Annotated in this window: 24 protein-coding genes and 1 tRNA gene; 19 read left to right on the forward strand and 6 right to left on the reverse strand. The window is 59.9% G+C overall.

Annotation, left to right across the window (positions count from 1 at the left end; genetic code table 11):
- Positions 1-13: 13 nt before the first annotated feature.
- The 14 genes from AC1PUL_RS05245 to AC1PUL_RS05310 all read left to right on the forward strand — a co-directional run bounded on the left by AC1PUL_RS05245 (position 14) and on the right by AC1PUL_RS05310 (position 12,299).
- Positions 14-595 (forward strand): head-tail connector protein, encoded by a 582-nt coding sequence (locus AC1PUL_RS05245; protein WP_480466992.1) that lies wholly within the window; start codon positions 14-16, stop codon positions 593-595.
- Complete coding sequence (locus tag AC1PUL_RS05250; RefSeq protein ID WP_480466993.1) at positions 595-933, forward strand: phage head closure protein; 339 nt, start codon at positions 595-597, stop codon at positions 931-933. Before AC1PUL_RS05245 ends, AC1PUL_RS05250 begins: the two co-directional genes overlap by 1 nt.
- Positions 933-1,379, forward strand: coding sequence for an HK97-gp10 family putative phage morphogenesis protein (locus AC1PUL_RS05255; protein ID WP_480466995.1), 447 nt, complete (start codon positions 933-935; stop codon positions 1,377-1,379). Before AC1PUL_RS05250 ends, AC1PUL_RS05255 begins: the two co-directional genes overlap by 1 nt.
- Positions 1,379-1,753 carry a tail completion protein gp17 gene (gene gp17 / locus AC1PUL_RS05260; protein ID WP_480466997.1) on the forward strand — a complete coding sequence of 125 codons (375 nt, stop codon included), beginning with the start codon at positions 1,379-1,381 and terminating at the stop codon, positions 1,751-1,753. Before AC1PUL_RS05255 ends, gp17 begins: the two co-directional genes overlap by 1 nt.
- The gene (locus tag AC1PUL_RS05265; protein WP_480466999.1) at positions 1,750-2,187 is read left to right on the forward strand and encodes a phage tail tube protein; all 438 of its coding nucleotides are present in this window, start codon (positions 1,750-1,752) and stop codon (positions 2,185-2,187) included. Before gp17 ends, AC1PUL_RS05265 begins: the two co-directional genes overlap by 4 nt.
- On the forward strand, positions 2,187-2,534 hold the full coding sequence (locus tag AC1PUL_RS05270; protein WP_480467000.1) for a GTA-gp10 family protein: 348 nt from the start codon (positions 2,187-2,189) through the stop codon (positions 2,532-2,534). Before AC1PUL_RS05265 ends, AC1PUL_RS05270 begins: the two co-directional genes overlap by 1 nt.
- A gap of 101 nt (positions 2,535-2,635) precedes the next feature.
- Positions 2,636-2,824 carry a hypothetical protein gene (locus AC1PUL_RS05275; RefSeq protein ID WP_480467001.1) on the forward strand — a complete coding sequence of 63 codons (189 nt, stop codon included), beginning with the start codon at positions 2,636-2,638 and terminating at the stop codon, positions 2,822-2,824.
- A 3-nt stretch (positions 2,825-2,827) separates the two neighbouring features.
- Complete coding sequence (locus AC1PUL_RS05280) at positions 2,828-4,915, forward strand: phage tail tape measure protein (RefSeq protein WP_480467003.1); 2,088 nt, start codon at positions 2,828-2,830, stop codon at positions 4,913-4,915.
- Positions 4,908-5,621, forward strand: coding sequence for a hypothetical protein (locus AC1PUL_RS05285; protein WP_480467005.1), 714 nt, complete (start codon positions 4,908-4,910; stop codon positions 5,619-5,621). Before AC1PUL_RS05280 ends, AC1PUL_RS05285 begins: the two co-directional genes overlap by 8 nt.
- Positions 5,621-6,205 (forward strand): hypothetical protein, encoded by a 585-nt coding sequence (locus AC1PUL_RS05290; RefSeq protein WP_480467007.1) that lies wholly within the window; start codon positions 5,621-5,623, stop codon positions 6,203-6,205. The genes AC1PUL_RS05285 and AC1PUL_RS05290 overlap by 1 nt, the downstream gene beginning before the upstream one ends.
- Positions 6,190-6,600, forward strand: a complete 411-nt coding sequence (locus tag AC1PUL_RS05295; RefSeq protein WP_480467009.1) for a DUF6950 family protein — start codon at positions 6,190-6,192, stop codon at positions 6,598-6,600. Before AC1PUL_RS05290 ends, AC1PUL_RS05295 begins: the two co-directional genes overlap by 16 nt.
- Position 6,601: 1 nt before the next feature.
- Positions 6,602-8,650 carry a phage tail protein gene (locus tag AC1PUL_RS05300; RefSeq protein WP_480467010.1) on the forward strand — a complete coding sequence of 683 codons (2,049 nt, stop codon included), beginning with the start codon at positions 6,602-6,604 and terminating at the stop codon, positions 8,648-8,650.
- Between the two features lie 43 nt (positions 8,651-8,693).
- Complete coding sequence (locus AC1PUL_RS05305) at positions 8,694-10,559, forward strand: hypothetical protein (protein ID WP_480467012.1); 1,866 nt, start codon at positions 8,694-8,696, stop codon at positions 10,557-10,559.
- A 9-nt stretch (positions 10,560-10,568) separates the two neighbouring features.
- Positions 10,569-12,299 carry a hypothetical protein gene (locus AC1PUL_RS05310; protein WP_480467014.1) on the forward strand — a complete coding sequence of 577 codons (1,731 nt, stop codon included), beginning with the start codon at positions 10,569-10,571 and terminating at the stop codon, positions 12,297-12,299.
- Here AC1PUL_RS05310 and AC1PUL_RS05315 read toward each other — a convergent pair.
- Positions 12,296-13,588, reverse strand: coding sequence for a hypothetical protein (locus AC1PUL_RS05315; RefSeq protein ID WP_480467015.1), 1,293 nt, complete (start codon positions 13,586-13,588; stop codon positions 12,296-12,298). The two genes, AC1PUL_RS05310 and AC1PUL_RS05315, sit on opposite strands and share 4 nt — an antisense overlap.
- A 227-nt stretch (positions 13,589-13,815) precedes the next feature.
- On the opposite strand from AC1PUL_RS05315, the gene AC1PUL_RS05320 reads away from it, so the two are divergent.
- The 4 genes from AC1PUL_RS05320 to AC1PUL_RS05335 are packed head-to-tail and all read left to right on the forward strand — an operon-like array spanning position 13,816 to position 16,095.
- Positions 13,816-14,763, forward strand: coding sequence for a glycoside hydrolase family protein (locus AC1PUL_RS05320; protein ID WP_480467016.1), 948 nt, complete (start codon positions 13,816-13,818; stop codon positions 14,761-14,763).
- A 39-nt stretch (positions 14,764-14,802) separates the two neighbouring features.
- Positions 14,803-15,330 carry a 3TM-type holin gene (locus AC1PUL_RS05325; protein ID WP_480467017.1) on the forward strand — a complete coding sequence of 176 codons (528 nt, stop codon included), beginning with the start codon at positions 14,803-14,805 and terminating at the stop codon, positions 15,328-15,330.
- Positions 15,327-15,788, forward strand: coding sequence for a hypothetical protein (locus tag AC1PUL_RS05330; RefSeq protein WP_480467018.1), 462 nt, complete (start codon positions 15,327-15,329; stop codon positions 15,786-15,788). The genes AC1PUL_RS05325 and AC1PUL_RS05330 overlap by 4 nt, the downstream gene beginning before the upstream one ends.
- Positions 15,769-16,095: a hypothetical protein gene (locus tag AC1PUL_RS05335; protein ID WP_480467020.1), complete on the forward strand. Its 327-nt coding sequence runs from the start codon at positions 15,769-15,771 to the stop codon at positions 16,093-16,095. Before AC1PUL_RS05330 ends, AC1PUL_RS05335 begins: the two co-directional genes overlap by 20 nt.
- A gap of 19 nt (positions 16,096-16,114) precedes the next feature.
- Here AC1PUL_RS05335 and AC1PUL_RS05340 read toward each other — a convergent pair whose 3' ends face one another.
- From AC1PUL_RS05340 to AC1PUL_RS05355, 4 genes are all read right to left on the reverse strand, one after another.
- The gene (locus AC1PUL_RS05340; RefSeq protein ID WP_480467021.1) at positions 16,115-16,375 is read right to left on the reverse strand and encodes a hypothetical protein; all 261 of its coding nucleotides are present in this window, start codon (positions 16,373-16,375) and stop codon (positions 16,115-16,117) included.
- Between the two features lie 88 nt (positions 16,376-16,463).
- Positions 16,464-16,700, reverse strand: a complete 237-nt coding sequence (locus tag AC1PUL_RS05345; protein ID WP_480467022.1) for a hypothetical protein — start codon at positions 16,698-16,700, stop codon at positions 16,464-16,466.
- Positions 16,701-16,743: 43 nt separating this feature from the next.
- On the reverse strand, positions 16,744-17,160 hold the full coding sequence (locus tag AC1PUL_RS05350; protein ID WP_480467023.1) for a thermonuclease family protein: 417 nt from the start codon (positions 17,158-17,160) through the stop codon (positions 16,744-16,746).
- Between the two features lie 97 nt (positions 17,161-17,257).
- Positions 17,258-17,333, reverse strand: a tRNA-Ile gene (locus AC1PUL_RS05355).
- A gap of 193 nt (positions 17,334-17,526) precedes the next feature.
- Here AC1PUL_RS05355 and AC1PUL_RS05360 point away from each other — a divergent pair.
- On the forward strand, positions 17,527-18,270 hold the full coding sequence (locus tag AC1PUL_RS05360) for an SIMPL domain-containing protein (protein ID WP_480467024.1): 744 nt from the start codon (positions 17,527-17,529) through the stop codon (positions 18,268-18,270).
- 75 nt (positions 18,271-18,345) lie between these two features.
- Here the strand turns inward: AC1PUL_RS05360 and AC1PUL_RS05365 are convergent, their stop codons facing one another.
- Positions 18,346-19,602, reverse strand: a complete 1,257-nt coding sequence (locus AC1PUL_RS05365) for an AGE family epimerase/isomerase (protein WP_480467026.1) — start codon at positions 19,600-19,602, stop codon at positions 18,346-18,348.
- Between the last annotated feature and the right edge of the window lie 128 nt (positions 19,603-19,730).

Genomic DNA, 19,730 nt, shown 5'->3' on the forward strand with positions numbered 1-19,730 from the left:
GTGGTCTGATCCCATGCATCGTCCTGTCCTGGTTACTGCGGCCACGGCTCTGCCTGTCTCGGTCGATGACGTGAAGCTTGCTCTTCGGATCGACGGCTCCGACCTCGATGCCGATATCGATCGGCTCATTCGCAGCGCCGTCGCTCACTATGAAGGCTGGGGCGGCGTCCTCGGAATCAGCCTTGTCGAACAGACATGGCGGCAGGATTTCGACCGGTTCGAGCAGCGCATGCTTTTGCCGGTTGGTCCGGTCACAGAAATTGTCTCCGTCTCATACAGGAATGCATCAGGCGCCCCGTCGACAATCGACGACAGCCACTATGCTTTGAAACAGGATGCAGGCGGACGCTTCTTCGCCCGCTTCGTCAACGCCTTCTCAACGCCATCAGATCTCTACGAGGATGCTGCGGTGTCTGTCGAGTACAAGGCCGGTTGGCCGCTCGGTGACGGTGACGCCTCGACGGTGCCAGCGGATATCAAGACCGCGATCATTCTCTTCGTTCAGAAGCACATCGATGAGGCGGCTCAGAGCGCGGCTGACTTGCTCGATCGCGTCGAGAAGGATCTCGTCTACAAGTATCGGAAACCAGTCTGATGTCGATCGCGGCGCAAGACCTGAACAGGCGCATCACTTTCCAGCGTGCGACGACCGTCCCCAATGAGTTGAATGAGCCTGTCGAGACCTGGGTCGATCTGGCGACGGTATGGGCGAAGCGGGAGGATGCGAGTTCCGGAGAGAAGGAAGCCGCTGGGCAGACCGGTGCTTTCCTCATGGCGCGCTTCACGGTGCGGCGCAGTGCAACGTCTGACGGGATCAAGCCTAACGACCGCATCAGCCATGATGGTGCGATTTGGTCCATCGTCGAGAAGATGGAGCACATCGAAGCGCCGCGGCGATTCCTGACAATCAAAGCTGTTCGGGACGCAGACTGATGGCGCGCAGTAAAGTCAAGATCGAAGGGCTGCGCGAACTGGATCGCGCACTTGGCCAGCTGCCAAAGGCGACGGCGAAGGCAGCGCTGCGTCAGGTACTCAAGGATGCAGCTGAACCTGTGGCGCAGGCTGCGAGGGCTGGGGCTCCGCGCGATGAGTATCACCTCTTCGAGAGTATCGACGTGTCAACGCGCCTTAATCGTCGACAGAGGGGTCTGCATCGCGCGCGGGAGACCGCGACGTTCCAAGAGATGTTCGTCGGCACAAACAACCCGGCGGGCGTGCAGCAGGAATTCGGGAACGAACGGCATGTCGCGCAGCCCTTCATGCGGCCCGCGTGGGACGCAGAGAAACAGCCGACGCTGGAGCGGATCTCGAACTCTCTCTGGCTGCGGATCACCGAAGCCGCCCAGAGGCTGGCAAGACGAGCCGCAAGGGGGCGTTGATGGAAGCCGAACTCACTGCGTTGCTGGCGTCCGTCGCCGGCGGGCATCGCTATTGGGTTAGAGCGCCGCAAGGTCTTTCGCAGCGGCCCTATGTCGTTCTGCAGCGCGCCTCGAGACTGCCCAACTACACGATGGGTGGTGCCTCCGGTTATATCGCCAGCCGCGTCCAGGCTGACATCTACGGCGAAAGTTTCACGACGACCAAGGCTGCAGCTGACGCGCTGAAAGGCGTCGTGTCAGGTTACACAGGCGGCTCGATCCAAGGGATCTTCATCGACGCCGAAAGAGATCTGCCCGACGCGGATGCGGGCGAGGTGAACAAGCTGTTCCGCATATCCATCGACCTCATCATTCACCATGGAGAAGCACCATGACCGACGCCCGTATCGGCTACGGCACCAAATATGAAATCTGGGATGCCAGCCTCACCACGCCCGCCTTCGTCGAGGTGGCGGAAGTCATCAACGTTACGCCTGGCGAAGCGACTGCCGACCGCATCGACGCGACCCATATGCAGAGCCCGAACCGCCGGCGCGAATACATCTCCGGCCTGATCGACAACGGCGAGGCCTCTTTCGAGATCAACTGGGTTCCGGGCAGCGACACCGACGAGCTGCTGCGCGGACTCTTCGATTCCGGCGAGACGGTCCAGCATCGCATTACCTTTCCGGGCCCATCGCCGCGTGTCACCTGCACGTTCGACGCCGCGCTCATCGGCTATTCGAAAGCGATCCCGATCGATGATCGCATGACCGCCACCATCACTGTTGCCGTTTCCGGCGAGGAAACTTGGGGCACGGCGACCTGATGGCAAACTCTGCACGCGGATCGGTCGCGCTTCAGGCCGGCGACCAGGAATACATCATATCGTTCTCGATCAACGCTCTCTGCGAGATCGAAGACGCGTTTGGCGTCACTGTCCAACAGATCGGCGCGATCTTCGAAAAAGATGCGAGCATGAAAGACGTTCGCAAGCTCGCTCGCTGCGCACTGTCCGATCATCATCCCGAGGTCACTGACAAGGAAGCGGGCAAGATCGTGACGGCTGCCGGGCTGCCGGTCTTCATGGATGCTGTCCAGCGGGCGTTCCAGCTTGCGTTCCCGGAGGCGAAGGGTACGGAAAACCCTCCGCCGGCGAGGGCTTCAGACCGCTAGACCTTCTTCGGTCATGGGTCGAATGCGGGCTGGAGCCTTCGCAATTCTGGCGTCTCACGCTCCGGGAGATCGGGGTTGTCCTCGACGGGGCTGTCGCGCGGATGAATCGCGAGCGCGACGAAACAATTGTCCTTGCCTGGCATATCGAAGCCATTGCCCGGCAGAAAAAGCTTCCGCCCCTTGAGCGGTTGCTGAAACCGCAAAGTCAGCCAACCGGGCGCGTGATGACGCCCGATCAAATTCAGTCGGCCCTGCGCGGGTGGTTCGGCGCTCGAAAAGGCAAAAGGTGACGAATGGGATCGGCAGTCATTGGCGCGCTTCGCGTCAATCTTGGTATCGATACAGCACAGTTTACCGATGGGCTGAAGGGCGCGCAGGCGTTCATGCAGCGCATCGGCAAGCAGATGCAGAGTGTCGGCGCGACGCTCTCGACCTATGTCACCGCGCCTCTGGCGCTCGCCGGTGGTGCAATCGCAGCGGCAGCAATTGGGCTGGCGAAGGATGTCGACGAACTGAAGAAAGCGGCCCAGATCTCGAATGTCGGCTTTGAAGAGTTCCAGAAGCTCGCCTATGCAGCGAAGTCAGTGGGTATCGAGGGCGACAAGCTGGCGGACATCTTTAAGGACGTGAATGACCGCATTGGTGACTTCAACGAGACCGGCGGCGGGCCGATGGCCGACTTCTTTGAGAACATCGCGCCGAAGGTCGGGATTACTGCCGACGCCTTCAAGGGGCTGTCAGGCCCGCAGGCGCTGCAGCTCTATTACGATAGCCTGAAAAAGGCTGGCGTGTCTCAGCAGGAAATGACGTTCTACCTCGAAGCCATGGCATCGGACCTGACGGCACTCATTCCTTTGCTTGAAAACGGTGGTGAGGGCTTTCGCGAACTGGGGGAAGGCGCTGCCGTCATCACTCCAGAACAGGCGGCCGGCCTCAAAGCTTACAATGACGCCATGCGTGCTTTGTCCGAGGCCTTCAAGGGGCTCACCATCGCCATTGCGACCAGCGGCCTCCTGGAGTTCGTGACATCGATGGTTCTGCAGTTGACCGAGGTGGTGCAGGCTATCTCGCAGACCAACCCGGCGCTTCTTCAGTGGGGCACCGTTATTGCCGGCCTCGCTGCCATTCTCGGTCCTCTCCTGGTCGGTGTCGGGCTCTTCGTGACCGCTGTTGCCGCGATCAGTGCCCCGGTGCTGGCGGCGGTCGCAGGGATTACCGCGCTTGTTGCCGCAGGTGTTGCGCTCTATGCAAACTGGGACGAGATCACGGCGCGCTTTCCGATAGTCCAGCAGGTCATCACGACGGCAGTCGACGTCATCAAGGTTAGCCTTACAGGCTTGCTCGAAAACGCGCGCCTCATGGCGACCGGTATCGTGCAGCTTCTCAGCGGCGACTTCGCCGGCGCATGGACCACAGCGCGCGAGCTGGTGCACAACTTCTGGCAGACGCTCGGCGCTGTCATGGACACGGTCTTGCCCGGGTTTACTGCGGGCCTGAGCCGCATGATGCAGGCGGTCCAGCAGTTCGTGACCGACATGGTCAACGCGTTCCTGGCTCTGCCTGCTAAGATGATCGAAATTGGCGGTCAGATCATCGACGGGCTCTGGCAGGGTATCCAGGCGCGCTGGGAGAGTGTGAAGGGCAACATTACGGGTCTTGCAAACAGCATTACCGACAGCGTGAAGTCTACCCTCGGCATCCGCTCACCGTCGCGCGTCATGCAGGAACTCGGCACTTACATTGTCCAGGGTCTCGCCAACGGGATCACGTCGACCCAGAGCCAAGCCATTGCCGCCGCTCAGGGTGTTTCCGGTGCTGTCACGGGTGCGTTCGACGGCGTGCAGCAGATCGGCGACAGCCTCGCCAGCACGCTTTCCGGTGCGTTTCAGGGGCTGATCGACGGCTCAAAGAGTGTAAAAGACGTGCTCAAGGATCTTCTGGGGCAGCTTTCCAGCATGTGGCTGAACAAGGCATTCCAGATGCTGCTCGGCGGTGGCGGAGGCGGCATGGGGGGCGGTGGTCTCTTCGGCGGTCTTTTTGCCGGTATCGGCAAGATTTTCGGGTTTGCGCGGGGCGGCAGTATTCTGCCGGGCGGCGCCGGTGGTATCGACAGTCAGCTCGTCATGTTCCGGAAGTCTCCCAACGAGCGCGTTGACATCACCAAGCCGGGTCAGACGCTTTCCAGCGGTCGCGGAGGCGTCGCAGACGTACGGGTGTTTGTCGACGACAATGGCAACTGGCAGGCCAAAGTCGAGCAAATTTCTGATGGTCGCGTGGCTCGCGCTGCCCCCGCTATCGTCGGCCAAGCCAATAACCAGGTGCTGCCGACGATGGCCCGTCATCAGATGCAGAAGGCAGGAGGAGATTACCGCCTTGGTTGATCTACTTCAGTGGCCCCGGGATCTTCTCGTGCCGAAGGCCTGCCGTGCGAACCTGATGCCATTTACGAGATCCGGTGGACGGTCGCTCGGCGGGGTCCGGCCCGCGACGCGGACGGATGTCGGGTTCTGGTCCATCGAGTTTGCCGAAATCCTGATTCACAGCCGTGCCCAGCAACGGACGTTCGAGGCGATCAAGGGCGCTCTCTCGGGTGCGGCTGGTCGCATTGCGGTGCCCGTCTACGCACCGAAGCGGGCACCGTATGCATCAGGCGCATTCGAGCCTCAACGCGAAGTGCCGCACTCCGACGACAGCCTTTTCGACGATGATACGGGCTACGTTCAAGGCGCGATCTCCGTGAAGAGTGTCGGGGTCACGGCTCTGGGTGCGACGCTCATCCGTGTCAAGGTGATTGCAGGTGAGGAAGATCTGGTCGGTTGCCTGTTTTCCTACGGTCATGCTCTCTACAGTATCAGCCAGCTGATCGAGGAGTCCGATGACGTCCAGACGCTGCGTATCAGCCCACCGGTGCGTGAACTGATTCCTGATGATGCCGATCTGGAATTCGACGAGCCGACATGCCTTTGCAACCTGGCCAGCGATAGCCAGATGGCCAATGGCGAGAACGCTGAGGGCTTCGAGCCGGTCTCCCTGTCTTTCGTTGAAGACACGGACTACTGGAACCGGCTGGCACTGGGGCTGATCTGATGACGATCAAGTCACTGCGCGTTCTGGGGCAGCTCGATCTTCCGTCCGGCACCTTGCGGTTCTGGGATGGCTCCGGCGGTCCCCTGGTGACCGAGGATGGAGAAATCTGGCGCGCCTGCGTGCTCACCGACGATGCGCTCGATCAGATCGAGCAGGCGATCAACGCTGAAGCATTCACGCTCGCGCTGGTCATCTCCGGCATCGACGAGGTCGCCTCGAACCGGATCTGGGCAGACTATCAGGCGGGCACCATCCGGGGCTCACGCTTCAGGATCATGATCCAGGCCTGCGACGCGTTCGAGCAGCCGATCGGATTACCACAGATCAAAGGGACCTATCGCATCGACAACCTCATCTTTGGCGATGCTGTCTCCGAAGATGGCATCCGGTCGACCATCACGATCGAAATGACCAACCGGTTTGCTCTCCGGACCTTGACCAACGGTGCCGTCCTTTCTGACGTCGACCAGAAGGAGAGGTCGCGTATCCTCAATCCGACCGCCTGGCTGGCGGGTCTCTATGACCGGTTTTGTGAGCGCATCATCCTGATGCGTGACCGAACCATTCGGTGGCCAAACTGGTGATGGACGTCACGCTGGCGGCCTTTCTGTCGTCCTACGAGCGGAAGGTCTGGGTTCCGGCTCATGTGAATTGCCTGATGTATCTCGCCGCATGGGCGATCTGGCTCGGTCATAAGGACCCGGCACGGCAATGGCGAGAGACTTTTGAAACCGAAGAAGGTTTCAGGGCGATCATCTCGGCGGCCGGCGGCTGCGTTCCGATCGTCACCGAGGCGGTTTCGGCACTGAACTGCTCGCCAGTTTCGGTTCCTACCTGCGGAGACATCGCCGTGATCGGCTCCGCGAAGAACCTGCAGAGACAATTCGGCGCGATCTACGACGGCGAGCGTTGGCTTGTGCGCTTCACCAACTCCATCGGTCCGATGTCGGCCCGGCCACTGGCTATCTGGAGACTTTGATTTGCCTGGCGTAATCGAAACAGTGGCGCTGATCGTCTCCTCGATCGCGACGACAACCCTTGCTGCGAACGCGCTCTATCTGGGCACCATGGCGCTTGCCTATGCCGGGCTTGCCTACGGCGCGACGCTGCTGCAGGGGCTGTTCGTGCAGAAGCCGTCCGTTCCGCGTCCGGAGGATGGTTCCTACAATCTGAAACAGAACGTGCCATCACTTTCCTACGTCCTGGGGCGGGTGAAAAAGGGCGGCGACTACGTCTTCCTGGAAGAGGCGTCGGGAACGGCCTACCACGTCACTGTCTTCGCTGCTCATCAGGTCCAAGGATATGCGCAGCATTACCTGCATGATGATCCCGTCGTTCTCAACGGATCGAACCAGGTCGTCAGTCCGGATCATTACTTCCTGGCTTCTGTGGGCTACGTGACGATCGAGACCCGGCGCGGTCTTCCGGCGGAGACCGCCTATGCGATCCTGCTGCTTCGCTTTCCTTCAATCTGGACTGCGCAGCATCGTGGAGACGGGCTGGCCTCTGTTCTGATGGCATGCGCATCGACCGCTGCTGAGGACTATCTCAATGTCTATCCCAACCAGATGCCGCAACACTCTGCGGATCTCTATGGGCACTCGAAGATCTACGATCCGCGCACCGAAACCTACGGCTACACCTCGAACATCGCGCTGTTTCGATTGTGGCACCTGACCAGCCCGGTCGGTGGTCGGCTTTCGCTCGATGATGTCTACCTGCCCGACTGGGAAGCCGCCGCAGATGTCTGTGACGAGTTCGTCACCAACAGGAGCGGGGGATCGGAGCGCCGATACCATGGCGGCATGTGGTTCAGGGCAAACAATGACCCGGTCGAGATTGGCCGGAACATGGACCAGGCGGCAGAGCTCGTCGTGTATGAGCGGCCCGATGGCCTGGTCGGTGTTCATTCCGGGCGCTATGTCGAGCCCGATATCCGGCTGACCCGCGACGACATCATCAGCATCCAGCTGGATGGCAACACGCGAGAAGCTGGGAATGTGCTTGCCGTTCGCGGTCGTTATGTCGACATCGGGTCGGCGTTCAACACGGCCGACGCCGCCATCTACGGCGATCCCTATGTCGACGAAACCGAGCGCACCAAGACAGTCGATAACGTGCTGGTGCAGTCGCATAACCATGTGCAGCGTCTGCAGAAGCTGACCTATCAGCGCTCCAATGCGCCCAGAGTCGCGGTCCTTGCGCATTACGAGCCTGCAAAGGATGTGGCTTACCGGCGCTTCATCAGGATCCATCTTCCGCCGAAGATGTCGGAAGTCGTCGTCGAGATCACCAGCTCTCCAAAGCTTTCGCTGCGCAATCTCACCGTGGAGTTCTCCGGGATCATCGTTCCGGCCTCCCTTTACGATTTCGATGCGGCGACGGAAGAGGGCGCGCCGGGGTCCAGTGTCGTGATCCTTCCCCCCGGTGGCGTTCCTACGCCTGCTGGCTTCAGTGTCGTTATCCTGAACGAAGCGGTGACCGGTGGCGGCACGGCTGCCTATGCGAAGGCCAGCTGGGCCTTCGAAGCGGCGTCGCTGATCTATGAACTGGAGTGGGAACGAACATCAGGATCGGAGCCGCCGCTCTCGGTGAACTCGAAGGCAGGGCAGACAGAGGTCCGGTCGGGATACCTGGCTGACGGCGTACAGTATCGCTTTCGTCTCCGGGCCTGGGGCAACGGCACGCCTTCGGACTGGACCGGATATCAGGTGCTGAACGCGACGGCCGATCCGGTGGCACCTGCCGCCGTTTCCGGCGCCGGCGTGACCGGGGGCGCCGGGCAGGCGAGCTTCACTTGGGTGGCGCCGAACAGCGCCAACTATGCGGGCGTCCGCATCTACATCAACACTTCGAACAGCTTCACAGGCGCAACTCTTGTCGCGACCGAGTACGGGCCGGCGAACATCGCCGATGGCAAGATCGTCACCGGACTGACCGCTGGCACCAAATACGGCTTCCTGGTCGCCATCAACGCCTCCGGCACTGCCGCAGCTCCGGTCGCGACCGGTGCCTTTACCGTCAGCTAATAAGAGCCGACGCAATCACGCTCACTGCTTTTTGGAGAACTTCATGTCGATTAACCCGCCTGGATCTGAAGTATTCCGCGACTATCAAACCGACGGTGTTCCGGCCTCCGGGGTGCATAAGCCTAAGAAATCGGCTATCAGAGCATGGTCACAGAGCATCGAAACGCTCCTCTCCGCTACTGCAAGTGCTGCCGCTGTCTTCGACACGCGTACATCTCTTTTTGCCAACGTTGACTATCCTGCAAACACTCTTGCCTGGGTGGTCGCGGACGCGATGGCGGATTTCAATGGGATCTATCGAAAGAGCGGCGCTTCAGGAGGTGGCTCGTGGACGCGCGTTGCTGACCTGCCCTACAGCTTTCTGGTCGCAAGCGACGTAGGTGCGGGGACGCCGAGCGCGATTCAAGCGACCACCAGCATCCCAGTTACTGCCGGTGTTTTGGTAGTGCTCAATGTCTTCGATACGAACACTTCCTCGCCTGTGACCATATCGTTCAACGGCGGCGCATCCTTGACGCTGAAGACTATCAGCGGTTCAGATATCCTTCCCGGTGCCCTACTGGCCGGATCCGTGGTTGCCGGCTATGTGACGGGCGGGACATTTCGACTTTTGACGGACATTGCCAGTGCGGCAATTCAGGAAGCGGCCGAGTCTGCTGCCGAACTTGCGCGGAAGTGGGCGGAAGGAACGCTGCCTGCAGGTGGCGGAACGAAGTCTGCCAAAGAATGGGCCGAGCTTGCGGGCGAAATCACGCTGGGCATCGCGCCAATCTCGGCGACTGGCGATGGATTGACGACCACCTTGTCGCTGCCAATCGACCCCGTTTTCGTCTACAACGTGCGCGTCGCCATCGATGGCGTTGCTCAAAAGCCGGGGGCCGCTTTCACCACGAGCGGCACGACGCTCACTTGGTCCGAGCCACCACCGAACGGCAGCGACATCTTTGGCTACATCATTACGGCTACCGAGGTATCGGTGGGAACGCCATCGGCTGGCACAGTATCTGGCGGCAGCATCAACACAGGGCAGGGGGCCGAGATCGTCGCGGCCATCGGCGCGCAGGCATTGTATGCGCAGTGCCAAGGTAGGTTAACTTTGGCATCTGGCGCGGCAGTACCATCTACCGATGTCACTGGTGCACCGACGATCTATTGGACGCCGTATTCTGGCGAGCGGGTATGGCTCTACTCCGGCACCCTCTGGAGGTCGTTTGCTCCGGGCGAACTTTCGCTTGCATTATCTGGTGGCACCGCATCGCGGCCGCATGATGTATTCATGGATTTCAACGGCGGCGTTCCATCGCTCGTCCTGGCAGCTTGGACCAACGATACGACGCGCGCTACTCCTCTCGCTTCGCAAAACGGCATTCTGGTCAAGAGTGGGACACCGACGCAGCGTTATTTGGGCACCATCTACCTTAGCGCTTCAAAGCAGTGTGAGGACTCCATGTCCCGGCGCTGGGTGTGGAATATGTATAACCGTCGCCATCGTCCAATGCGGGCGGTGGAAGGTGCGGATACATGGAACTATACGCTAGCAACAATTCGGCAGGCGAACGCAAATGCGGCAAACCAGCTGGATTTCGTTCGGGGTCTCGATGAGGATTTCGTCGAAGCTGTCATATCCGCTGTAGCTACCAACGGAACAGTGCCGTGCGGCGTTCGTGTCTTCATCGGATTGGACAGCACTACCGCACCAGTAGCTGGTTCGCTTTTCACGTTCGCTGAGTGCCAAGTGGCCAACCGCGCAGCGCTGCCTAGTGCAACTTTCCGGGGGCTTGCCGGTATTGGTCGCCACGCGCTTACGTGGCTCGAATCGTCGACGGCTACCGGAACGACCACATGGTACGGCGACAATGGTTCAACAACATCCATTCAATCCGGCATCGCCGGCTCAGTCTTCGCTTAAGGAAAAGACATGACACTCATTCGTGTATCTGACGCGATGCTTGACGACGACGTCGGAGGCGGTGGCGCCGCGAAGTCGACGATCGCAGAGATCAAGGCAATTGATCCTACAACACAGAAGTCGGTGGAATTGGTGGATAGGCTCCGCTCTGGTCACTTTGATCGCGTGGATAGCGATCTGTCAGCCAGGCTGGTGACAAAGATCGTCGCCAGCACTTCAGTCTCTGGAAATACCTTCACTGCCACCGCGCACGGCTTCTACAGTGGGCAAGTTCTGCTAGCCACCGCGACAGCCAACGGCGTGACGGCCGGGACGAAGTACTGGGTCATCAGAACTGGCTCAAACACCTTCCAACTGGCTACGTCCTACGCCAACATGCGCGCAGGGACGCCGGTCACGTTGACTGGCACGACCAACCAGACATTCAAGCGGCTGCTTGATCCGCTTGAGGGAATGTTCATCATTGCTAACGGGCAGGCTGTGACAGGCGAGAACGGGGCCTGGGTCAGGCGGTGGGACTTTACGAATGTCTACCCTCAATGGTTCGGTGCAAACCTGAATGGCACGGACGATCGTCAAGCTATCATGGCAGCCTTGGAGGTTGCGGCCGAATACGAAGACTACAGTCCGACCGGCGGTGGCCTTGTTTGCCGTCTTCCGGCCGGGGCGATCGGCTTCAACGGCGAACTCTACAACTACCGGAATGCTTCTCTAATTGGGGCCGGGCGAGCTAAAACGGTACTCAAGAACCTGTCTTTGACAGAAAACGCTGTCACGTTTGAGCGCGCCGGGTCTTACGGCCCGACTCCCGGTTCGCCGCCGTGGGCAAGCGGCGGTCTCAACACATCGTTTGGTCGAGTCGGTGGGTTCACACTGGAGCAGAATGAAAGCGCCGGGCGCGGGCTATACGTTGGCGGTCAGTATACGGTTGCCGATGATATCATGGTGAGAAATCAGGGCGGGACTGACGTTTACGCCATCACCCTTGAGGGCTGTACGCTCTCTGGCCTCCTTAACATCGACATCCTGCATTCGAACTGCGGACTTCGTATGATCGACGTCTTTTATCCGACGTTGGATCGCGTGAGCATCGAAGCAACTGAAGGCTACGCCATCTACGCGACAAACTGCACCTGCATCTCGATGAAGGCTCTATACGTCGACCCGTGGGATCAAAACACGCGCGACGGATTATGCTATTTTGATTCTTGCCCAAGCGTTGATCTTTATTCCGTCACAGCGGAGTTGCCCGCCGCAGCGGCAATCGATGCTCTGGGGTGGTTCCACTTCGCCAACTGCGAAGGGGTCAGGGTGCGCGGGGGGCGCATAAACCACAGCGCCACTCAGGACTCGAAGTGCATGTTCCTCATTGAGGGTGGTGGCAATGTGAACATAGAAGGCGTTGAGTGGATAGAATCCACTCCAAACATGTCGTTCCTTCGCTCTTTGACTGAAGGTGCCAAGGGCGTTCGGGTCGCCAACATCTATACGAGACACGCTGGCGCTACCGGACGAGACGGCGTCCTTCTTGCTTCCGTCGCATGCAGTGACGTAATCATTGAAAACTGGGTTGATGCTACGGGGGTGTGCACGCATACCTTGCTTGGAAACCGCATCTTCTGCTTGAATACGCTTTCGAATATTACTCTTTCTTCAGGTTCGCACCACACGCTAGTAAACTGCCGCGGGACGAACGGAGGTGCGGTGATTGGTGCCGCGCAGAAGATCAACTCGGCTTAACGCCTGAACAGCAGTTGGCCGGGAATGGCAAGCCCGACCAATAGCCAGAAGGCAGGAGAATCGAGAAAATTGGCCGCCAGTGAAAAGGTAGCAAGGGCAATCGCAAGTGATACGTGTTCGACGCCAAAGGCTGCCGAATTCCGCTCAAAGGCCTTTCTCGCATCATTGTTGAGAAGGCACAAAAAGTACGCGCCGAATATCAAGGTCAAAAGTATTGGTAAAAACGGGACCAGGGTTGAGTAGCCGGAAACCGTTCTGGACGAAGCGGCCTCGGACGCAATCAACTCCAAAATGTCCTGTCGCAATATCCCAGCCTCAGATGGGCAGAAGTTGGTGTTATCAAGCCAACTGAAGATGCCAGCCTCGTTCGTCCCGAAAATCGAGTGACCCAGATCTGCAATCCTCACAGCGATGCTTTGCCAAATGTTGTGGCAGTTGAAAAAGTAGAGTTGGAATACTCCTGGGAACAGAAGGGCATATGCCGCAAGCGCAATAGCCAAAGCTGCTGCCATCCTCACAGCGCCTCGGCGACAACCAAAAAAGTAGTTGTAGATTATGATCAGGCCGACGCCGAGAAAGACCACTTTTGCAAGCGACAATGCCGCCGAAATAGACAGCATCGCTACTGCGACGATGTTTCTCGCAGCGATCGAAGGCGCACACAATCCAAATCCAACCAAGATTAACAATGAGGCAAACTGGTTTGAGTGCAGTAGCCCCGCCGGCCGACCCTGAAGGTAATTCGCTTCAACCTCGGCGTAGCCAAGCATGAAAGTCGGATGAGACGTTTTAGGTACTTGAAAAGATTCCGAAACGTATCCGTGCGTTGTCAGAAGCTGCGTCCACTCTCCCGCACCTGCAAGCTGAAGGGCCATGAGCGCTGCAGAGGCAGTGAGGATTATGAGCAACGCGTTTGTGAAACCTTCACGATTCCTATGTCCGATCAAGGCGCCGGCGGCAAAGAAAACTAGGCAGATGGCTACCTGGTAAGGCAATCGGTAGCCGGTAGCGCCGAGCAAGAAGGCTAACAAGGAAAGACCGGCGAACTTAATGAAGCGCTTTTCCTGTATTAGCAGGATTGAGCAGCAAATACCTATGCTGAACAAATGGAACGCTCGGCCTGCTAGCGCGAAGTGAGCGCCGATCTGATTGGACAGCACCACTGCCGCAATGGCGCAAAAGGCCAAAGAAAAGCTTAGGGTGGCAGAAAGCCGCTGTGCAGCCGAACTAGATGCCGATGGCAAGCGTCGGCCCTCTCGTGACGGTGCCAAGCCGTTCATCAGTTTCAATCTCAGCGAGTCCCAGCGCGATGAGGCCTGCGCACAGGGCCATCCAAAGCGAAAACCCACCGACTAGTTGTCGGATCACGTTCTTTACCACGCCCCTCTCCATTGTTGGTGTGGTGGTGGGTAGCACAACCAAGGCGCATCCGCCAGTCGGACGAGCACTTTTGGTTTTCTTTCGCGCTTCTGAAAACCATTCTGCACGACTTACCCGAGAAAATGAGGAGCCTCCCATGATCACGACCACGTCCCCCCGTGGCCGCGCCTTTACGCGCGGGCATGAAGGCGTTGTGCTGACCTGCTATCTTGACGCGGCTGGAATTCCGACGATCGGAACCGGCTTCACCATGCGCAGTGCTGCCGTGCGGCGCGAGCTTGCCAAAATCGGCATCACGAAGCTGGTGCCGGGCAAAACGAAGATCACGATCGCGCAGAACGATGCGATCTTCGCCGCCGTGCTGGCTGACGAGTTCGAACCCGCCGTGGTGAAGAACTCTCCCGCCGGCCGCACGCAGCAGCAGATGGATGCGGCCACCAGCGCCATCTTCAACCTCGGCACGGGCGCCATGGGTTGGCGCTGGGCTGATGCGTGGCGCCGAGGCGACGTGGCTTCTGCCGGGTCTATCCTTGGCAGCAACTACAACACCGCCGGCGGAAGGAAGCTTCCTGGGCTCGTCCGTCGACGCCGGGAAGAGGCTGCACTGTTTCTGCGCGGCGACTATGGCGACCTTCGTTACACCAAGCCGGAGGGCGTGCAGCGCAGTGTGCAGACCTCAAAGCCATCCGGCCCCGACGAGGTGGTGCGGGAAGCGCAGGAGCTGCTGCGCAAAGCCGGCTTCGACCCAGGATCTGTCGACGGATGGATGGGGCCAAAGACGACGTCAGCGATCGTGGCTTTCCAGACTGCGCATCCTCACCTCACGGCAGACGGCATTCTGGGACCGGCCACGCTGGCACAATTGCGCCGCGAAGCGACTGTGGCCTCGGAGGCCGCGACCAAAGGCGCTGCCGGCGGCGCGGTTGCTGGTGCCGCGGCGCTCGCCAGCGGACTGCCGTGGAGCTGGGTTGTTACTGGCGCCTGCATCGGGGTTGCAGGTCTTCTGGCCTATGTGGCCTGGCGCAAGCGCGACGTGATCGCGAGGCACATCAACACCTGGCGCGGACGCGACGCGGTCGTCTGACCTTGGTCCTCGATCGATCCTTCATGAGGAGAACACTCAATGAGCATTGTGGCATCCGTCCTGATAGAGGCAGCCGCGCGGATCGGTGCGCCCGTCGTCAAGTCGCTGCTGGAAAAGCACGTCGGTGGCATCGCTGGCGAGGCCGGCGGGGCCGTGATCGACGCCATCGCAAACCAGGCCGGCGTACAGCCTGAGCAATTGCCGCAGCTGCCGGCGGATCGCATCGAGCAGGCGGTTCAGGCGGTCGAAGAATCACCGGACATCATTCTCGCACATGCCCGCAGCCAGGAGCTTGCCAACGAGTTGATGCTGGCGGAGATGCAGAAAGAACACTGGTTCGGTTGGGCTTGGCGTCCGGCAGGCATGTGGCTGATGCTGGCCTGCGTCGGCTGGCTCATGCTCGTACGGCCGATCGTCAATGCGATGCTCTGGGCGATGGTGCCGGGCATTCAGATCGAAGCGGGTATCGATTTCGCCAACTTCTTCGGAATATTCACCATTTATACCAGTCTCTACATGGGTGGACATACCGTGATGAAAGCCGTCGAGAAGGCGAGGCGGTCATGACGCCGGCGGAGGGCTATCGGGGGCCGGGGATCTGGATCCGCATCCAGCATCGCTTCGGGCCTCGCATGATGGAATGGTTCATGGCCGCACACATGATGCTGTTCGGCTGCGTTCTCCTCATGCCGACGCAAACGTTCAACCAGCCGGCCTGGAGAACATTTCGGGACGTCTTTCCCTCCGAGGATATTCTCGGCTGGACCATGTTCTGGGTCGGCGTGCTGCGCATCGTCGGCCTCATCATCAACGGCGCGCGCAAGAATGTGACGCCGCAAATCAGGCAGGTGTCAGCCGGGATCGGCTGCTTCATCTGGGCAGGCATCACATTCGGGTTCTACTCCTCCGATGTCGTCTCGACCTGGCTCGCCATCTATCCGCTTTTCGCGATGGGCGAACTCGTCAACATCCACCGGGCCGCACACGACGAGGGGGAAATCAGGAATGGAACAGCAGATCGCTAACTTGCCGCTTCCAGCGCTCTTGGCCTTCGGCGCAACAGTAGGGGCCGTCTGGGGCGCGCGATGGCTTGGCCTACTGCAGGGGCAGAAGGCCGCGCCAGCGACCGCAGGCACCGCGCAGGTGGCGGCCGTGGTCGTTGATCCAACTGCGCTCAATCGGGCCACATCCGCTCTTGAAGCGCACACCGAGGCGCTGCGCGAGCTGACCGAGGAAGTTCACGACGGGAACCGCACGCTGAAGCTCCTGGCACAGGAGACGGACAGGATCCGGGAGGAGCTGCGTATCCAGCGGGAGATCCGCCGACAGTAAAGCCCGATCTGCCAAAATCTTATGCCCCAAAAGGCGCTCCAGTGAACATATAAGCGAGATCCGGACATCCGACGCGGCAAGGTCGTTTCGCGTCGCCGTCTCGCGGGCAGTTCGCGGTCAGCCGCATGAACTGGTTCAATGTCATGTCCGGGCCGTGTCTCTCTTTCGCGCGCGCAAGATTGTAGCGACCTCGCCGATCGCATTCCGTGCACATCAGCTCTATGATCGGTAGCGTGAAGTTACCGAGCGTCGGGACCGTCGACCAGATTGTCTTGGTCATCCGAATAGGCTCCAGATCTGCGCGCCGACTGAGACCAGAGTGGCCAAGATCATCAGCGCAGCGATAACCATGACGACTCGGTCCCAATTCATTGCGGGCCTCGCTTGCGCAGCTCCTCGATCTGCCGATTGACCCTTTCATTCTCGCATATCGCGAGCATGCGGTTTTCCGCGACGGCTACCAGAGCCGCGAGGGTCTCGACCTCTCCCCAACCAACTTCGACAGCATTATCCACCAGCTGCAGCAAATCATCCTCCAGTGCTTCCTGCGCGTCTAGGAAGCGATCTGGATGCTGTGCAGGGCGGGGTGGAGGTTTGATGGCCATGATCGAGCATATGGCTCGGTTCGTGCGGCTTGCAAGAGTGGCGTCAATTGCACCAGCTGCGACGCTTGCCGGTCCAAGGGCGGGCAAGGCCTTCGGCGATCAGCTGCTCGCCTATGTCGACGCCGTTGATATCCACGACTGCAAGGGTTCTGCCGTATTTGTCAGTCATGCGACTGCCGTCACCCCGCTGTATTCCTATCGTGCCGCTGGCCAGTAGCTCCCGGACGCGACTCTTTGCGACCTGACCGAGCCGTCGCTCTGCATCGCATTGGGCGTGCCGGATCTCTGGCGTATCGATGTTTAGAATTCGGATTGTTTCGCCATCGACTTCGATCGTGTCGCCGTCGATCGTGCGCACTGAAGCTGGCGACGCCGTGCCTGTTAAGGCTGCCGTTAGAAGAGCAATGGCCGCAAATGCACGAATCGAGTGTGTCCCTGTCATGTGACTTTCATCGGCCATCCGAGAAGCGGACGCAATAGGTTCGCCGGTTCGCCGGAAAACAACGGGAACAGAGGTGGCTAACCGGTGGCTAAATGCCTTTGAAATCGAAGGAATTTGGTGGGCCCGGAGGGACTCGAACCCCCAACCAAGCGGTTATGAGCCGCCGGCTCTAACCATTGAGCTACAGGCCCAGCCCGGCGCGATGCCGTCGGGCGGGCAATGGTTACCCCGCACCGGTGACGGGCTCTAACGCAATTTCAGGTATGCGACAAGCCTCTGCCGCAATGGCTTCACAATCACGCGTCATCACAGGTGGTGGAAGGGCATTGCGCCGGGTGAGACGAAGAGGTCCGCTGGCGCTGCGGGACACAAGGAAACATATTCATGCTGAAATTTACACGCAGCCTCGTCGTTGCGACGGCCCTTTCGGGTTCCGTACTCACGGCCGGTTTTATCGCGCCGGCGCTGGCTGCCGAGGCGGAGCGCCGCGAGGCTACGATCATGGTGTCCGGCGAGGGCGAGGCGACCGTGTCGCCGGATATGGCCGTCATATCGCTGGCCGTTGTCCGCGATGCCGATACGGCGTCTGAGGCACTTTCTGCCAATAGCGCCGCGATGACGGAGGTGCTCGCCGCCCTCAAGGCGCAGGGTATTGCGGAGAAGGATCTGCAGACCACGGAATTCTCCATCCAGCCGAAATACAAGCAGGATACCCGAAGCGATGGCACCTACGAGGCGCCCGTGATCGTCGGCTACACGGTCAGCAATGGTCTGACGGTCCGGGTGCGGGACCTCGCCAAGCTCGGCACGATCATCGACCAATCGGTGAAACTCGGCGTCAACCAGGGTGGCGGCATCTCGTTCACCAATGACGATCCGGAAGCGACCATCGAGGCCGCGCGCAAGCAGGCGGTCGAAAAGGCTGCGGCTAAGGCCAAGACATTGACGGACGCTGCCGGCGTCAAGCTCGGTCGGGTCGTCGAGATCTCGGAGAATTTCGCCCGCCCGATGCCGCAGGTCTATGCGGCCGCACCGATGGCGAAGATGGCGGATGAGTCGGTGCCGATCGCATCTGGCGAAAACCTCTATTCGGTGACCGTCAACATCACCTATGCGATCGAGCAGTGAGTGCTGATCGCAATCCTGGAATAGAGAAAGGGCCGGTTTTCCGGCCCTTTTTGCATCTGCCGGTCTCGTGGATGCTCAGACGTCGAGCGGGTGTTCGGCGATCATTTTCGTCAGACTGCCGTCTGCCGGGAAGAGCGGAATGAGGCAGGCCTGGAGGGCGTGGTAAATGTCGCCCTTGCCGGGGAAGAGGCTGTTTGATGGCTTGCCGTCTTCGGTCAGTTCCTCGAACCAGCCGCCATGCTCCCGGTCGAGATTGTTATTCGCGATATAGTTCCAGATCTTGCGGTAGCTTTCCTCGTGGAAGTCGCTTTCCTGGTGCTGGTTCAGGAAGTGGGCAGCGGCAGCGCCTTCGCAGAGCGGCCACCAGAGTTTGGCCCGCTTGTCGGGGGCGTTCGCCCAGTCGAGCGTGTAGAAGAAGCCGCCTTTGTCCTTGTCCCAGCCGAGCGCCATGGACTGAAAGAAGAGGCCGCGCGCGGCTTCCGGCATCCAGTCGTGTTGCTTATCCCCGAGCCCCCACAGCTGCAGGATAAGGCGAGCCCATTCCAGCCAGTGGCCGGGTGTGGTGCCAGCGGGGCGGAACATTTCGTTTGGATGGTAGTAATTGCGGTCGACCACCCAGTTTTCATCGAAGTGCTCGGCGACACGGAAGGCTTCTTCGCGGGCGCGGCGGTTGATGATCAGGTCGGCGATGCGTTCGGCCTTGGTGAGGTAATGCCGCTCGCCTGTCGCCTCGAAAGCGGCCATCAGGCTTTCGGTGAGGTGCATATTGGAGTTCTGGCCGCGATAGCCGGGGACGGGCTGCCAGTCGGAGGAGAATTCCTCGGCGATTGCGCCGTGGCTCTCTTCCCAGAATTTCTTCTCGATCACCTCTGTGATGTCGGCGAGCATGGCGTCTGCCAGCGGATGGCCGACGCATTTGGCCGAGGACGCCGCCAGCAGGACGAAGGCATGGCCGTAACCCTGTTTCGTGTCGTCGACAGCGCCGGTGTCGTTTGCCTGCCAGAAGTAACCGCCGTTCTTCTGGTCGCGGTGGCGTTCCCAGAGATAGCGCATGCCGTGATCGACGATATCGGTCGAGCCCGGGCGGCCCAGCAGGTGTCCAATCGCGTAGCAATGCACCATGCGGGCGCTGGCATGAATGCCGCGCGCTGGATTGTCGGTAACTAGCGGCTTGCCGTCGCGCGACAGGTCGTAGAAGCCGCCCTTCGGGTTGAGCGCGGGACCTTGGAAGAAATCGAACAGGCCATCGGCCTGGGCCAGCAGCCATTTGCGATGATAGGGGCGTGTGCTCCAGGAGGTCGACAGGGCCTGCTGCGATTGATTTTCCGACATTTTGTCCTCCCGGGCTGCATCGTTGCAGCCTCTATATCCGACCGGTGGGGTCGCTGTCACGGCCTCCGCGCTGACAGTCACAGGATGATCGCATGTTGACATAAAGATGTCTTTATGTGATTTGGCTC

Source organism: Rhizobium sp. P43 (assembly GCF_056730705.1).

Bases quoted from the DNA above. Each gene is read 5' to 3' on its own strand.
- AC1PUL_RS05245 (WP_480466992.1), top strand. From the start codon at position 14: ATGCATCGTCCTGTCCTGGTTACTGCGGCCACGGCTCTGCCTGTCTCG.
- AC1PUL_RS05250 (WP_480466993.1), top strand. From the start codon at position 595: ATGTCGATCGCGGCGCAAGACCTGAACAGGCGCATCACTTTCCAGCGT.
- AC1PUL_RS05255 (WP_480466995.1), top strand. From the start codon at position 933: ATGGCGCGCAGTAAAGTCAAGATCGAAGGGCTGCGCGAACTGGATCGC.
- gp17 (WP_480466997.1), top strand. From the start codon at position 1,379: ATGGAAGCCGAACTCACTGCGTTGCTGGCGTCCGTCGCCGGCGGGCAT.
- AC1PUL_RS05265 (WP_480466999.1), top strand. From the start codon at position 1,750: ATGACCGACGCCCGTATCGGCTACGGCACCAAATATGAAATCTGGGAT.
- AC1PUL_RS05270 (WP_480467000.1), top strand. From the start codon at position 2,187: ATGGCAAACTCTGCACGCGGATCGGTCGCGCTTCAGGCCGGCGACCAG.
- AC1PUL_RS05275 (WP_480467001.1), top strand. From the start codon at position 2,636: ATGAATCGCGAGCGCGACGAAACAATTGTCCTTGCCTGGCATATCGAA.
- AC1PUL_RS05280 (WP_480467003.1), top strand. From the start codon at position 2,828: ATGGGATCGGCAGTCATTGGCGCGCTTCGCGTCAATCTTGGTATCGAT.
- AC1PUL_RS05290 (WP_480467007.1), top strand. From the start codon at position 5,621: ATGACGATCAAGTCACTGCGCGTTCTGGGGCAGCTCGATCTTCCGTCC.
- AC1PUL_RS05305 (WP_480467012.1), top strand. From the start codon at position 8,694: ATGTCGATTAACCCGCCTGGATCTGAAGTATTCCGCGACTATCAAACC.
- AC1PUL_RS05310 (WP_480467014.1), top strand. From the start codon at position 10,569: ATGACACTCATTCGTGTATCTGACGCGATGCTTGACGACGACGTCGGA.
- AC1PUL_RS05320 (WP_480467016.1), top strand. From the start codon at position 13,816: ATGATCACGACCACGTCCCCCCGTGGCCGCGCCTTTACGCGCGGGCAT.
- AC1PUL_RS05325 (WP_480467017.1), top strand. From the start codon at position 14,803: ATGAGCATTGTGGCATCCGTCCTGATAGAGGCAGCCGCGCGGATCGGT.
- AC1PUL_RS05330 (WP_480467018.1), top strand. From the start codon at position 15,327: ATGACGCCGGCGGAGGGCTATCGGGGGCCGGGGATCTGGATCCGCATC.
- AC1PUL_RS05335 (WP_480467020.1), top strand. From the start codon at position 15,769: ATGGAACAGCAGATCGCTAACTTGCCGCTTCCAGCGCTCTTGGCCTTC.
- AC1PUL_RS05340 (WP_480467021.1), bottom strand. From the start codon at position 16,375: ATGACCAAGACAATCTGGTCGACGGTCCCGACGCTCGGTAACTTCACG.
- AC1PUL_RS05345 (WP_480467022.1), bottom strand. From the start codon at position 16,700: ATGGCCATCAAACCTCCACCCCGCCCTGCACAGCATCCAGATCGCTTC.
- AC1PUL_RS05350 (WP_480467023.1), bottom strand. From the start codon at position 17,160: ATGGCCGATGAAAGTCACATGACAGGGACACACTCGATTCGTGCATTT.
- AC1PUL_RS05360 (WP_480467024.1), top strand. From the start codon at position 17,527: ATGCTGAAATTTACACGCAGCCTCGTCGTTGCGACGGCCCTTTCGGGT.
- AC1PUL_RS05365 (WP_480467026.1), bottom strand. From the start codon at position 19,602: ATGTCGGAAAATCAATCGCAGCAGGCCCTGTCGACCTCCTGGAGCACA.